This is a genomic window from Actinosynnema sp. NPDC091369 (assembly GCF_044757065.1).
In the GTDB taxonomy this organism is placed as follows: Bacteria; Actinomycetota; Actinomycetes; order Mycobacteriales; family Pseudonocardiaceae; genus Actinosynnema.
Genome location: NZ_JBIVUG010000011.1, coordinates 149,157 through 162,691, shown reverse-complemented (window position 1 = coordinate 162,691; position 13,535 = coordinate 149,157). Strand labels below are relative to the sequence as shown.

Below are 13,535 nucleotides of genomic sequence, written 5' to 3'. Positions count from 1 at the left end.
CTGTCGTCGTCAACACCCCTGCTGGGCGGCCCAGTGGAACGGAGAACGACCGATGCGACACGATCGCTCGACCCGCCGGCGGGTCGTCACGGCCTGCCTGGCGACGACTGCCTTGATGGTGGGCGGAGCCGGTTACGGTCACGGAGCGGGATGGCGGGCCGAAGGCGACATCCTCGGCGTGGGGCAGCCGGGAGCGGTGGAGGGCAGCTACCTCGTCGCGCTGCGGGAGGACACGGTCAGCCTGGAGCAGACACCCGCCGTCGCCGCGGCGCTGGCCGAGCGGTACGGCGGGGAGGTCAAGCTGACCTACACGGCGGTGCTGCGCGGCTTCGCGGCGGCCATGAGCGAGGAGCACGCGCGCGAGCTGGCCGCCGACCCGGCGGTGCGGTACGTCGAGCAGGACGGCGTCGCGCAGGCCACCGACACGCAGGAGAACCCGACCTGGGGCCTGGACCGGGTGGACCAGAAGAACCTGCCGCTGGACAAGAAATACGACTACAAGGCCACCGGCGCGGGCGTGACGGCGTACGTGGTCGACACGGGGCTGCACAAGGAGCACCCGGACTTCGGCGGTCGGGCCGCCGACGGGCACGACTTCATCGACAACGACGAGGTCGCGCAGGACTGCCACGGCCACGGCACGCACGTCGCGGGCACCATCGGCTCGACCACGTACGGCCTGGCCAAGGGCGTGAAGCTGGTCGGCGTGCGGGTGCTCAACTGCCAGGGTTCCGGGCAGTGGTCGCAGATCGTCGGAGGTCTGGACTGGGTCGCCAAGAACGCGGCCAAGCCGGCGGTGGCGAACATGAGCCTGGGCGGCTCGGCCAACACGACGGTGGACGACGCGGTCAAGAAGCTGGTCGCGGCGGGCGTGACGGTGGCGGTGGCGTCCGGCAACGACAACCGGGACGCGTGCAACACCTCGCCCGCCCGCACCCCCGAGGCGATCACGGTCAACGCGACCGACAACACGGACAACCGGGCGTCGTTCTCGAACTTCGGGCGCTGCACGGACATCTTCGCGCCCGGTGCGGGGATCACGTCGACGTGGAACAACGGTGGTGAGCGCACGCTCAACGGGACGTCGATGGCGGCGCCGCACGTGGCCGGGGCGGCGGCGCTGTACCTGAGCGCGAAGCCGACTGGTGGGGCTGGTGCCGAGGCGGCCACGCCGGCGGACGTGGCGAAGGCGTTGACGGAGAACGCGACGCCGGACGTGGTGACGAACGCCGGGGCGAACACGCCGAACAAGTTGCTGTACACCGGGTTCATCGGCAGCGGCAACCCGAACCCGCCGGCGTGCGCCGGTGGTTCGAACGGTGACGACGTGGCGATCCCGGATGCCGGTGAGGCGGTGACGTCGGAGATCGTGGTGTCCGATTGCGACGGTCAGGGGACGGCGGCGACGTCGGTGAAGGTCGACATCGTGCACCCGTACACGGCGGACCTGGCGGTGGACCTGATCGGGCCGAGCGGCGCGGTGTTCGTGCTGCGGGCGTCGGGTGGCGACAGCTCGTCGGACGGGATCCACGAGACGTTCAAGGTGGACACGTCCAAGGAGAAGAAGAACGGGTCGTGGAAGTTGCGGGTGAAGGACGTGTACACGTACGACACCGGGAAGGTGGATGCGTGGTCGATCGCCTTCTGAGGTCGAGCGGCGCGGGGTTGAGAGCGGCGCGGTGGGTGTGAGCGGCTCGGTGGTCGAGTCCGGCTCGATTTGACATGGGATCGGGTGCTTCAGGCTGGTCGAAGCCATGTCAAATCGAGCCTTGTGGGTCGGTTCCGGGTCCGTGGTGGGTCGGTCGGCACGTGTGGGGTCGTTGAATGGGGGTGGTGCCGGAACAGGACAAGGGCCGCTTCCGGACGGCTCGGCGCTGGGCCGTTTGCGGTATACCGATTTGGTGCGATTCGGGGTGTTGGGGCCGGTGGTGGCGTGGCGTGGAGGGGACGCCGTGCCGGTTGGCGGCGTGCGGGAGCGGTACGTGTTGGGGGTGTTGTTGCTCGATGCGGATCGGGTGGTGGCGGCGGAGAGGTTGATCGGGGAGTTGTGGGTGCGGCCGCCCAGGTCGGCGCGGGCGCAGTTGCACAACCTGGTCAGCCGGTTGCGGGGGAGGTTGGGGGAGGGGGTGATCGTGACCCGGCCGACCGGTTATCAGTTGTCGACGCGGGACGTCGAGGTGGACCTGGTGGAGTTCCGGGCGTTGGCCGAGCAGGGGCGGCGGGCGGCGGCCGGTGGGGAGCACGGGGCGGCGGAGGTGGCGTTCGACGCGGCGTTGGGGTTGTGGCGGGGGCCGGCGTTGGCGGACGTGGAGGACGAGTGGGCGGGGTCGGTGCGGGCCGTGCTGCACGAGGAGCGGTTGGCGGCGCAGGAGGGGCGGTTGGCGGCGCGGTTGGCGTTGGAGCGGTACGACGAGGTGTTGGTGGACGTGGCTCCGCTGATCGAGGAGCACCCGTACCGGGAGCGCCTGTACGAGGCGCGGATGGTGGCGTTGGTCGGGGTGGGGCGGCAGGCCGAGGCGTTGGAGGTGTACCGGCAGGCGTACCGGAGGTTGGACGAGGACCTCGGTGTGGCGCCGGGGGTGGCGTTGCGGGAGTTGGAGCAGCGGGTCCTGCGGGGTGAGGTGCGGGCGGGGCGGCGGTCGGTGCCGATGGTGGTGCCCCGGCAGTTGCCGCCGGAGATGGCGGTGTTGGCGGGGCGGGGGAAGGTGCACGCGGAGGTCGTGGCGGGGTTGCGGGCGGAGGACGGGCCCGGGTTGGCGGTGCTGGTGGGGCCCGGTGGGGTGGGCAAGACGGCGTTGGCGGTGTCGGTGGCGCACCACTTGGCGGAGCGCTTCCCCGACGGGCAGTTGTTCGCCACGTTGCGCGGGTCGCACCGGGACCAGACCGATCCGCACGTGGTGGTGGGGCGGTTCCTCCGGGCCCTCGGTGCGGAGGTGCCGGAGGACCCGGAGGAGCGGGTCGCCCTGTACCGCAGCACGGTGGCGGATCGGGCGGTGCTGGTCGTGTTGGACGACGCGGCGGCCGAGGCGCAGGTGAGGACGCTGTTACCCGGTGGCTCGTCGTGCGCGACGGTGGTCACGTCGCGTCGTCAGCTCGGTGCGCTGGTCGGCGCGGCGCGGTGGACGTTGCCGGCGTTGTCGGCGGAGGACTCGGTGGAGTTGTTGGCGCGCATCGCCGGGGCGGAGCGGGTGGCGGCGGAGCCCGAGGCGGCGAGCGGGGTCGTGGCGTTGTGCGGGAACCTGCCGCTGGCCGTGTGCGTGGCGGCCGGGCGGCTCGCGGTGCACTCGACGTGGCGGATCGCGGAGTTCCGGGACCGGCTGGCGGAGGAGCGGCGGCGGCTGGACGAGCTGTCGTTGGGCGACCTGGACGTGCGGGCGGTCATCGCGGCCAGCTACCGGTTGCTCGACCCGCCGGCCCGGGTGTTGTTGCGCCGGCTCGGGTTGTCGGCGACGCCCGAGTGGCCGGCCTGGGTGGCCGGGGCGCTGCTCGGCGGCGGCGCGCGGGTGGACCGGCTGCTGGAGACGCTGGCCGACGTGCACCTGGTCGAGGTGCTCGGTCGGGACCGGGTGGGGCAGGAGCGGTTCCGGTTGCACGGTTTGGTGCACGACTTCGCGGCGGAGCGCGCGGCGGCCGAGGAGCCGCCGGAGGAGCGCGAGGCGGCGGTGGGGCGGGTGCTGGCCGGGTGGCTCGGTCGGGCCGGGGTGGCCGACGAACGGGTCGGGCACGGGATGCAGAACGCGGTCGGGCTCGACCTGCCGCTCGCGCCGGACGACGTGGCCGGGCCGATCGCGGCGGCGCCGCGGGAGTGGTTCGAGGTCGAGGCGACGGCGTTGACGGCGTGCGTCGAGCAGGCGTGCCGGTTGGGGCTGGCCGAGGTCGCGGGCGGGTTGGCGTTGCGCATGACCGGGTTCCTCGCCGTGCGCACGTACGACGTGGAGCGGGAACGGATATTGCGGGCCGCGGTGGCGTGCACCCGTGCGCACGGCGTGGACCGGCAGACCGTGCGGTTGCTGCTGAGCCTGTTCGGGTTGGCCGCGCAGCGGTCGCGGTTCGAGGAGCTGCCCGCGCTGGCGGCGGAGGGCCTGGCGCTGGCGCGCGGGCTCGGCGACCGGGTCGTGGTGGTGGGCGCGCTGGGCAACGCCGGGTGGGCGGCGCAGGCCCTGGGGCGGTTGGCGGAGGCCGCGCGGTGGTTCGAGGAGGGCGTCGACGCCTGCGACGAGGACACGCCGCCGCCGTTGGCGCGGTGGTTGGCGCTGTCGCTGGCCCGCACCCGGCACGAGGCCGGGTTCTCCGCGCAGGCCGTGCCGGTGGTCGAGCGGCTGCTGGCGTCGGCGGACGGGGAGGAGCGGAACCGGGCGCAACTGCTCGCGTTGAGCGCCGACGTGCTGCTGGAGGTCGGCCGGACCGAGGACGCGGAGCGGTTGCTGACCGAAGCGGGTGAGCTGGTGCGGGACCTCGGTGACGAGCTCGGGGTGGCCCGGGTCGGGCACGACCTGGCCCGGGTGTGGCTGCGCCGGGGTGAACGGGAGCGGGCCGCGGAACGGCTCGGGCGCGTGCTGCGGGTGCACGAGGAGCTGGGTGTGCCGGACGAGCTCGCGCGGACGCTCGGCACGGTGGGCGAGGTGGAGTCGGCTCGTGGCCGGCCCGCGGTCGAGGTGCTGCGCCGATCGTTGGCGATCTGGCGGGAGGTGGGGGCCCGGCTGGACGTGGCACGGGCGTTGGCGCGCCTGGCCTTGGCCGACCCGGGCGGCGCGGAGGGGTACCGGCGGGAGTGCGCCGCGATCCTGGACGAGCTGGGGTTGGACGAGCGGGCGTTGCGGATGTCGTCGGGATAGTGGCCGGATAGCGGTGGTCGGAACAGTTCCCGTCACCAGGCCCGCAGGGGGCGGGATGGGGGGTCGCGGTGAAGAGGGTGGATCCCGGCCAACGGCTGAGCCGTCAGTCCAGCGGGCGTCGTCCGGCGAACCCGAGGTCGGTCCGGTGGTACCAGTCGAGGCCCTGGTCGCCTTCGAGCCAGCACAGGAGCACGGGCACGCCGTCGAGGTCGGACGGGAAGTCGACCAGCAGGGGCGCGAAGCCCTTCAGCTCGGCGCCGGTCGACTGCACGGTGGTCATCAGGTCGTCCAGCCGGGCCTGCGCGGCCTTGAGCTCGGGCAGGCCGCCGAGGTCGGTGGGCTCGCCACCGCCGAGCGACGCGGCCAGTTCGGCGGCGTCGGCCCGGACCTCGACGATCTCGGTGAGCACCGGCAGGAGCCGGGCCAGTTCCTCCCGCGCCTCGGGCACGCTGAACACTGTCACCCCTGGTCCGCCGTGGCTGCGTTACCCGAACAGGGTACCCGCGGCCACGGCGGACGGGGCTCACCTCAGCGCAGCGGCGGGTTCGCCAGCTCCGCCAGTTCCAGGGCCTGCTCCGGCCACCAGCGGCCGGCGGCCGGGCCGCCCTGGCACTCGCCGTCGGACTCACCGGGGCGCTTGATCCACAGGAACGCGTCCACCAGCGGGATGCCGGTGTTCGCGGTGGGCCGCTCGCCGAGGCCGCGGCCCGGCGGGTTGCACCAGTCGGTCTCGCCCTCGCCCGGGGCGTAGTGGCCCCGGCCGTTGCGGCTGGTGTCCAGCACGAAGTGCGTCATCTTCGGCTTGTGCACCGGCATCGCGTCCAGCTCCTCGACGGCCGGGCAGGTGGCCGCGCCCCGCTCGGTGCGCAGGTGGATGCACTTGGACACGCGCGTGCCGTACTGGACCAGGTCCTGAGTGAGGCGGTAGTTCGAGGTGTTGAGCGCGAAGCCGTCCGCCCGCGTGACACCGCCCTGGATCAGGCGGTTGACGATGCCCAGCTGCTGGCGCGGCTCGCCGTAGCCCGCGTCGTAGTCGTTGAGCGGCTGCCACGCCGAGTGCCCGGCGTCGAGGTAGACGCGGGTGTGCTTGCCGCGCTTGAGCGCGTCGACGGCGTGGTTGATCTCGCGGAACCGCTGCGGCACCAGCTCGGCGTCCGGGCCGATCGTGCACCACGGTTCGCTGGTCAGCAGGGCCAGGCCGTCCGGCTCGACCACGACGACGGCCTTCTCGTCACCGATGCCCTCGGCAAAGGCGTCGATCCACTCCTTGTACTCCTGCTCGCTGCGCGCGCCGCCCGCCGACCACTGCGAGCAGTCCCGGTAGGGCACGAAGTACGCCACGAGCACCGGCACCTGGTCCTTGGCCCGCGCGGCTCGCACCACGTCGCGCACGTTCTGCCGCACCTGCTCGGCGCCCGCCGTGGTGAACCAGATGGCGGTCGGCTGCGCGGCCACGGCCTCCATCAGCTCGGCGTCGGCCACCCGGCCCTCGGACCGCCACTGGCGGGCCTGCCGCGCGGCGTTGCCGTCGGGTTCGACGTAGAACGACGTGCCCTTGGGCAGGTGCGGCGGTCCCGAGGCGGCCACGATCCCCTCCGCTCCGGCGCCACCGACGCCGATCAACGCGCACACCGCGGTCGCCGCCAGGGTCAGGCCGACCCGCCGTCGTCTCGCTCGCTTGTCCACTCGACTGCTCCTTCTGCCTGGGAGCGCTCCCAATGGGTGGCAAGCATGCGGGGTTGCGAGCTGCATCACAACCCCCGCCCCCGCGTGCGGACACCTTTTCGAGACCTGGTCGTGACCTTCGACCCGGACGGGTGCTTCCAGTTGTGGCGGCCGACGGGGCCGTCTACCCCTGGAGCGGTGATCACCACCGTCGTGGCCGCGGTCGGCGCGCTGGCCCTGGGGCTGTTCTTCAACTGGTACCTGAAGCGGCGCCGCCACCTCGAACCCGGCGAGCCGATCACGAACCGGGACCTGACCAGCCCGATGGAGACGCTGGCCGTGCTGCTGCTGGCCTTCGTGCTGGTGGTGGCGGCCGAGTCCTACGGCACGGCGGACGAGGCGGCGCGGGCCGAGGCGGGGGTGGTCGACCACTTCTTCGAGGTCTCCGAGTTCGCGCCGGAGCCCGTCGCGCGGGCGTTGCAGGGTGCCACGGTCTGCTACGCCCGCGCCGTGCGGGCCTACGAGTGGCCGCGCATGGAGGAGGGCCGCGGCACCTCGCCCGAGCCCAGCGTCTGGAGCACCCGGTTCCGCGCGGTGTTCAAGCAGCTCGGCGCGGCCGACCCGCTGTTCGAGACGCTGGTGAACGCGGACGAGCGGCGGGCCGAGGCGCGCAGCGAGCGGGTGGCGCAGTCGGTGCCGGCGATCCCGGAGGTCCTCTACTGGTTCATGGTCGTCACGCTCGCGGTCACGGTGATGGCGTTCGGGTTCAACCTGCCCGCGCGGAACCGCAAGGTCGAGGTCGCCACGCTGGTCGTGCTCACCGGCCTGTTCACCCTCTGCCTGCTGCTCATCCGGGACGTCGACCGGCCGTTCACGGGCGTGATCAGCGTGTCGTCCGAGGCGATGCGCGCCACCGAGGTCGACATCACCGAGGACTACGCCGACCTGTACGACCCGGACACGCTCCCGTGCGACGAGACCGGGGCCGTGCGCGCGGCGTCGTGAGGGTGCGGCGACATGATGGCGGTGGTCAGGGTGACGACCCGATGCCGGCCATGCCTCGGCGCACGGCGCGCAGGTCGTCCGACCGGGTGCGGGCACGGCTGCTGGAGGTGGCCGGGCCGGACCTGTACCGCCGCAACCCGTCCCGGCTCACCCGGGTGCGGACCGACGCGCCACCGCGCGAGGTGCGTGCCCCGGCGGCAGATGTCGGTCGGCGTTCGGCGAGCTCGGCCGGACCGCCCACCGGCTGGTGGCCGAGCTGTTCCGGTGGTGGGGCGAGCCGGGCCGCTGCGGATGCTCCGAGGTCGTGCACCGGCTGCACGACGACGCGGTGCACGCCCACGCCGCCGTCCTCGACCTGGAGGCCGGGGCGGAGCCGGTCAACGAGTCGAAGCGCGCGCGGATGTGGGGTGAAGCCGCGCGGGCGTGGGGCTTCACCCTGGAGCACGAGGACTTCTGGTCGCACGTCGACCACCGCGTGCGTGCCCTGGCGGACCGCTCGCTCGACGAATCCACTGTGGACGTTCTGCGGCAGGCGTTCGCCCGCGCGTTGCTGGGACCCCAGGTCGCGCTCGCCGCCGCCCGCGCCGACGCCGCGCTGACCGGCCTGATCGGCGAGTGGCGGCTCGACGCCGACGTCCTGGCCGACGCCCGCACCGTCGCCGCCCAACCGCTGGTCGACCGGGTGAAGGCGTTGATCGCCGAGTTCGCCGAGCTGGTCGAGGCGCGGCGATTCGGCGTGGCGGCCCGCCGCGCCCCCGGCGAGCTGGTGGACGCCCTGCGGGAGCTGGACCGGGCGTTGCCGCACCGGACCAACCCGCGCACGGCCCGGCTGCGCGAGCAGGCGGCCGTGGTGCTGAACAACTGCGCGCCGGCCATGATGGACCAGCGCAAGCCCGACCGGCTGCGGATCAGGGCGTTGCTCGCCGAAGCCGAACGGCTGGCGGTGGACGAGCGGACCCGGCGGGCCGTGCGCGTCAACTTCGAGTCGTTCGAGGACGGTTCGGCGCACGTGCGGCTGGACGGGGTCGGCGAGCTGCTGGCCTCGGGCCACTGCCTGACCGTGGCCAGGCTCCTGGGACGTGGTGGCCGAACGCCGGGCGGGCGGGGTGCTGGTGACGTTCGGCGAAGGGCTCTTCGCCCCGGACTCGGCCGAACCGACCCCGCGCGGGCGGCAGGTGCTCGAACGGTGGGCCGCGGTGCTCGCCGGTCGGGACGTGCGGGTCACCGTCCTCGGCCACACCGCGGTCGTGCCCGGCGGGCCCGCGGCCGGTGGCTCGCCGGTGGCCCTGGCCCGCGCGAGCGCGGCGGCGCAGGTGCTGGCGGCGGCCGGCGGACTGCCGTTGACCGCCTTCACGCTCGGCAGCGCGGACCAGTCCGACCTGCCGCACCCGGCCGACCCGGACCGCAACCGCACGGTCACCCTGCTGGTGGCGGGCTGACCCCGGCGGCGCGCAGCAGGGCCAGGCCGAGGTGCAGGTCCTGCAACGCGATGCCGGAGCTGTCGAACACCGTCACCTCGTCGGCCGACGACCGGCCGGCCGCGCGGCCCGCGAGCACGTCGCCCAGCGCGGTCGGCCGGGCGTCCGGCACGTGCTGGAACTCGCCGATCACCACCGACTGCGCGGGCCAGTCGCAGAACAGCCGCGCGGACTCGAGCAGCGCCACGGGCAGCTCCTGCTTGCCCTTGGCGTCCGAACCCATGCTCGCCACGTGCGTGCCCGGCCGCACCCATCCCGCCTCGAACAGCGGGGCCCGTGCGGTGGTCGCCGTGACGATGACGTCGGCCGACCGGCACGCCCGTTCGGGTCCGGTGAGCACCGCCGGCAGGCCCTCCGCCGCCAGGTCGGCCACGAACCGCGCGCCCCGCTCGGCGTCCCGCGCCACCACGTGCACGACGGACAGCTCGCGGACCCGCGCCAGCGCCACGCACTCGTGCCACGCCTGCGGTCCCGTGCCGAAGACCGCCAACGACCGCGCGTCCGGCCGGGCCAGCACGTCGGCGGCGACCGCGTCGGCCGCGGCGGTGCGGAAGGCGTTGGCGTACCCCGCCTCGACCACCGCCCCGATCCGGCCCTCGGCCTGGTCGAACAGCAGGATCACCGAGTTGTGGCGCGGCAGGCCGCGCTCGGTGTTGCCCGGCCAGTAGCTGCCGATCTTCACCCCGGCCGCGCCCGCCGCCGCGCCCGACTTGACCGTGAACCGGTTGGCGGGCGACGACCCGTGCCCCACCACGGCCGGGAACAGCGCACCGCCGTCCGCCGCCTCCAGCAACGCCGACCGCGCGGCGTCGTAAGCCAGGTCCCGCGTCACCAGCGCGCGGGTCTCCTCCTCCGACAGGAAGATCACCAGCCGTTCACCCGCTTCCACGTCGTGCCCGCGGCGCCCGCGAGGCGGTAGGTGTCGTGCTGCGCGGCCGTGGCGCAGGCGTGGTTGGGCAGCACGCGGACCTGCGTGCCGACCGGCAGGTCGGGCAACGGGTGCGCGCTGCCCGGCCGCATGCCCAGCGTGCCGTGCTCCTGGCTGGCGTCGGTCATGAGCAGGTCGGGGAACGGCGGGCCGTCCAGGGGCGCGACGAGGCCGTAGCCCTGGTCCACCGGCTGGCGGGACGTGCCGCGGTCGCGCGAGGTGGCCATCCAGCCGCCGTCGGTCATGACCCTGCCCGGCCGGTGGCCGATCACCGTGACCACCACGGACAGCGCGAGGTCGTCCACCGAGCACACGCCGATGCCCGCCATCACCAGGTCGAAGAACACGAAGTTGTCCGCCCGGACCTCCGTGACGCCGGTCAGGTCGGCCGCGGCGTGCGCGGTGGGGGTCGAGCCGGTGCTCACGACCGGGCACGCGAACCCGGCCGCCCGCAGGTCTTCCGCCACCCGCACGGCGGCGGTCCGTTCCGCCTCCGCGGCCCGCACCAGGGCGTCTTCGGTGTAGCAGAAGTACGACTCGCCCGCGTGGGTCAGCACGCCGCGCAGCTCCGCGCCGTCGAGCGCGGCGGCGATCGCCGCGACGTCGGGCGAACCGGGCAGCACGCCGCCGCGGTGCCCGTCGCAGTCGACCTCGATCAGCGCCGGGACGGCGATGCCGGACGCGGCCGACGCCTCGGCGACCGCGCGGGCCTGCGCGACGTTGTCCAGCAGCACCACCAGATCCACGCCGCGCCGCCGCAGCGCGAGCACCCGGTCCAGCTTGGCCGGCGCGATGCCGACCGCGTACACGATGTCGGTGAACCCCTCGTCGGCGAACGCCTCGGCCTCGCGCAGCGTCGACACGGTGATCGGCCCCGTGCCGCCGTCGAACACCATTCGGGCCACGTCGACCGACTTGGCCGTCTTCACGTGCGGGCGCAGGGGGGTGCCGTGCGCGTCGAGGTGGGCGCGCAGGCGGTCGACGTTGCGCCGCACCTTCGCCTCGTCCACCAGCAGGTAGGGGGTCATCGCTCCTCGTCGGTGGGTCGGGTGCGGCACGCGGCCAGGTCGGCGTAGAGGGAGGCGCGCGAGATGCCGAGCCGTGCCGCGACCTTCGGGGCCGCGCCGCGCAGGTGGAACACCCCGCGTTCGTCGAGGGCGCGCAGCAGGCGCAGGCGTTCGGGCTTGGCCAACCCCGTCACCGGCTTGGCCAGGGCCGGTTCCTCGGCGCGCACGACGGCGTCGACCACCTCTTCGACGTCGTCGGTGAACGTGGTCGTGGTGGGTGTGGCGTCACCACCGGCCAGGTCCGCGAGCAGGTCGCCGACCTGCCGCAGCGCCGTCACGTCGAGGTTCACGCACAGCGCGCCGAACACGTCGCCGTTCTCGTCGCGCAGCGGCAGCGTGGACGACTTGACCAGCCGGCCGTCCGGCGTGCGGGTCAGATAGTTCAGTTCGTCCGCGGCGGAGTTGCCCCGGGCGAGCACGGCCAGTCCGATCTCGCTCATCGCGCCGCCGACGCGCCGCCCGGTCACCTCCCCGGCCACCGCGACCACCGAGTGGTCCGGCTGCCGGTAGTCGTGCAGCACCACCTCGCACGACCGCCCGAACGTCGCGGCCAACCCGGGCACCACGGCCTTGAGCGCCCCGAGGATCGCGTCCGCTGTCATGCCCGCAGTCTAGACACAACGTCTGACTACTGGACAATCCGTCCAGTCAGCAGCAGTGGTCGCCGCGCCAGGCTTCGCGGCCCTCCTTGACCGCCACCGCGGCGATGACCAGCGCGGCCAGCGGGTCGGCCCACCACCAGCCCACGGTGCTGTTGAGCACCAGGCCGACCAGCAGCACGGCGGACAGGTACGTGCACAGCAGCGTCTGCTTGGAGTCGGCGACGGCGCTGGTCGAGCCCAGCTCGCGGCCCGCCCGGCGCTGCGCCCGGGACAGCACGGGCATCACGACCAGCGAGACGGCGGCCAGGACGATGCCGACCGTCGAGTGGTCGGCGGCCTGCGCACCCGCCAGCGCGCGCACCGACTCGACCGTCACGTAGAGCGCCAGCGCGAAGAACGACAGCGCGATCACGCGCAGCGCGACCCGTTCCCTGGCCTCGTGGTCCTTCGCGGAGAACTGCCAGGCGACGGCGGTGGCCGAGGCGACCTCCACCACCGAGTCCAGCCCGAAGCCGATCAACGCGGTGGACGACGCGATCGTGCCGGCGCTGATCGCGATCACCGCCTCGACCACGTTGTAGGCGATCGTGGCGGCCACCAGCAGCCGGACCCGCCGGGTGAGCGCACCGCGCCGGTCCGCCGTGAGGACCGGCTTGCCCTCCGCGGCGCAGCAGCCGTCGGCGCAAGCCGTCACCGCGCACCCACCACGTCGTCCGCGCAGTCCCGGGTCGGGTCGACCGCGAGGACCACGTCGAGCAGCTCGCCGATGGCCCGCGCCAGGTGCGGGTCGGCGATGTCGTACCGCACCTGGCGGCCCTCGTAGGTGGCCACGACGAGGCCGCAGCCGCGCAGGCACGACAGGTGGTTGGACGCGTTGGACCTGGTCAGCCCCAACCGGTCGGCCAGCAGCGCCGGGTAGCCGGGGCCGTCGAGCAGCGCGACCAGGATGCGGCACCGGGTCGGGTCGGCCAGCGCCCGGCCGAGCCGGGCCAGCGCGGTCTCGCGCGTCTCACACGTCAGCACCCGGCGAACTATACAGCCTCGGCTGTATCTTCGAGCGCGGGCGCGGTGCGCTGGGCCGGGATCTCGTCCCACGGCGCGTGCAGCAACGGGTTCGCCTCGGCCAGCAGCTCCCGCGCGCCGCGCAACCCGGCCGCGATGCGGTCCCGCCGGGCGCGCAGGTCGTCCACCCGCCGCTGCGCCTCGACCACGATCCGCCGCGCGTGCTCCTCGGCGTCGCGGACCAGCCGGTCGGCCCGCGCCCGCGCCGCAGCCTCCTCGGCGGCCACCGCCTCCAGCGACTCGGCCCGGCGCGCGGCCATCGCCAGCTCGAAGTCGACCCGCACCTCCTCGCGCAACGCCGCCGCCCGCTCGTCCAGCTCGCGCCGCCGCTGCTCGGCCTCCCGCGTCGTCGCCAGCAGCCGCTCACCCGCCTCGCGCATCACCTCCCGGTGCTCCGCCTCGGCCTGCCGCCGCTGGGCGTCGAGTTCGGCGACGAGCCGCTCCGACCGCTCGCGCACCCGGGCCGCGGCGCGTTCCGCGGTGGCCCACCGGTGCTCGGCGACGGCCCGCGCCCGGTCGGTGATCTCGGCCGCCTCCTCGTGCGCCAGCTCCGCCATCCGCCGCAGGCGCTCGGTCAGCGCGGCCGGGTCGATCGGCGTGCGGGAGATCCGGTCGACGTGCTCGCGCAGCACGCGGATCTCCGCGCGGGCGGTCTCCAGCTGGCGGGCCAGGTCGTCGGCGCGCGCCTCGGCGGCGTCCCGGTCGACCGCCAGCACCCGGAGCTCGCCCTCCACGCCCTCGACGTAGCGCCGCACCTGGCCGCGGTCGTAGCCGCGCCACACCACGTCGAAGTCCGCCCGCAACGGCACCAGGTCACCGTCCACTGCCACCACAGCACTCTCCCGTGATCGACGTCATGTTCGCCGCGGCGGATGTTGCGCACCGCCCACGAT

Annotated in this window: 13 protein-coding genes; 4 read left to right on the top strand and 9 right to left on the bottom strand. The window is 74.1% G+C overall.

Annotation, left to right across the window (positions count from 1 at the left end):
• Positions 1-52 precede the first annotated feature (52 nt).
• Together ACIQMJ_RS32260 and ACIQMJ_RS32255 are read left to right on the top strand one after the other, a co-directional pair.
• The gene (locus ACIQMJ_RS32260) at positions 53-1,648 is read left to right on the top strand and encodes a S8 family serine peptidase (RefSeq protein WP_499764768.1); all 1,596 of its coding nucleotides are present in this window, start codon (positions 53-55) and stop codon (positions 1,646-1,648) included.
• A gap of 253 nt (positions 1,649-1,901) precedes the next feature.
• Positions 1,902-4,835, top strand: coding sequence for an AfsR/SARP family transcriptional regulator (locus ACIQMJ_RS32255; RefSeq protein WP_499764767.1), 2,934 nt, complete (start codon positions 1,902-1,904; stop codon positions 4,833-4,835).
• 103 nt (positions 4,836-4,938) lie between these two features.
• Here the strand turns inward: ACIQMJ_RS32255 and ACIQMJ_RS32250 are convergent, their stop codons facing one another.
• Entirely contained in the window at positions 4,939-5,298 is a 360-nt protein-coding gene (locus ACIQMJ_RS32250) for a DUF2203 domain-containing protein (RefSeq protein WP_499764766.1), read from the bottom strand.
• 65 nt (positions 5,299-5,363) lie between these two features.
• Positions 5,364-6,521, bottom strand: a complete 1,158-nt coding sequence (locus tag ACIQMJ_RS32245) for a glycoside hydrolase family 6 protein (protein WP_499764765.1) — start codon at positions 6,519-6,521, stop codon at positions 5,364-5,366.
• 177 nt (positions 6,522-6,698) lie between these two features.
• On the opposite strand from ACIQMJ_RS32245, the gene ACIQMJ_RS32240 reads away from it, so the two are divergent.
• Entirely contained in the window at positions 6,699-7,505 is an 807-nt protein-coding gene (locus ACIQMJ_RS32240) for a bestrophin-like domain (protein WP_499764764.1), read from the top strand.
• Between the two features lie 25 nt (positions 7,506-7,530).
• Here ACIQMJ_RS32240 and ACIQMJ_RS32235 read toward each other — a convergent pair whose 3' ends face one another.
• Positions 7,531-8,310 carry a hypothetical protein gene (locus ACIQMJ_RS32235; RefSeq protein WP_499764763.1) on the bottom strand — a complete coding sequence of 260 codons (780 nt, stop codon included), beginning with the start codon at positions 8,308-8,310 and terminating at the stop codon, positions 7,531-7,533.
• 274 nt (positions 8,311-8,584) lie between these two features.
• Between ACIQMJ_RS32235 and ACIQMJ_RS32230 the strand changes: the two genes are divergently transcribed.
• The gene (locus ACIQMJ_RS32230; protein WP_499764762.1) at positions 8,585-8,944 is read left to right on the top strand and encodes a hypothetical protein; all 360 of its coding nucleotides are present in this window, start codon (positions 8,585-8,587) and stop codon (positions 8,942-8,944) included.
• Here ACIQMJ_RS32230 and ACIQMJ_RS32225 read toward each other — a convergent pair.
• From ACIQMJ_RS32225 to ACIQMJ_RS32200, 6 genes are read right to left on the bottom strand one after another with little or no spacing between them, the layout of a single operon-like run.
• Entirely contained in the window at positions 8,922-9,851 is a 930-nt protein-coding gene (locus ACIQMJ_RS32225) for an ornithine cyclodeaminase family protein (RefSeq protein WP_499764761.1), read from the bottom strand. The two genes, ACIQMJ_RS32230 and ACIQMJ_RS32225, sit on opposite strands and share 23 nt — an antisense overlap.
• Positions 9,848-10,939: an alanine racemase gene (locus ACIQMJ_RS32220; RefSeq protein ID WP_499764760.1), complete on the bottom strand. Its 1,092-nt coding sequence runs from the start codon at positions 10,937-10,939 to the stop codon at positions 9,848-9,850. Before ACIQMJ_RS32220 ends, ACIQMJ_RS32225 begins: the two co-directional genes overlap by 4 nt.
• A complete protein-coding gene (locus ACIQMJ_RS32215; protein ID WP_499764759.1) occupies positions 10,936-11,580 on the bottom strand; it encodes a helix-turn-helix transcriptional regulator in 645 nt (214 codons plus the stop codon). The genes ACIQMJ_RS32220 and ACIQMJ_RS32215 overlap by 4 nt, the downstream gene beginning before the upstream one ends.
• Positions 11,581-11,626: 46 nt before the next feature.
• The gene (locus ACIQMJ_RS32210; RefSeq protein WP_499764758.1) at positions 11,627-12,274 is read right to left on the bottom strand and encodes a cation efflux transmembrane domain-containing protein; all 648 of its coding nucleotides are present in this window, start codon (positions 12,272-12,274) and stop codon (positions 11,627-11,629) included.
• Complete coding sequence (gene cmtR / locus ACIQMJ_RS32205) at positions 12,271-12,603, bottom strand: Cd(II)/Pb(II)-sensing metalloregulatory transcriptional regulator CmtR (protein ID WP_499764757.1); 333 nt, start codon at positions 12,601-12,603, stop codon at positions 12,271-12,273. The genes ACIQMJ_RS32210 and cmtR overlap by 4 nt, the downstream gene beginning before the upstream one ends.
• Positions 12,604-12,611: 8 nt before the next feature.
• On the bottom strand, positions 12,612-13,472 hold the full coding sequence (locus tag ACIQMJ_RS32200) for a hypothetical protein (RefSeq protein ID WP_499764756.1): 861 nt from the start codon (positions 13,470-13,472) through the stop codon (positions 12,612-12,614).
• Positions 13,473-13,535 lie beyond the last annotated feature (63 nt).

Coding starts and splice junctions, on each gene's coding strand:
- ACIQMJ_RS32260 (WP_499764768.1), top strand. CDS start 53: ATGCGACACGATCGCTCGACCCGCCGGCGGGTCGTCACGGCCTGCCTG.
- ACIQMJ_RS32220 (WP_499764760.1), bottom strand. CDS start 10,939: ATGACCCCCTACCTGCTGGTGGACGAGGCGAAGGTGCGGCGCAACGTC.
- ACIQMJ_RS32215 (WP_499764759.1), bottom strand. CDS start 11,580: ATGACAGCGGACGCGATCCTCGGGGCGCTCAAGGCCGTGGTGCCCGGG.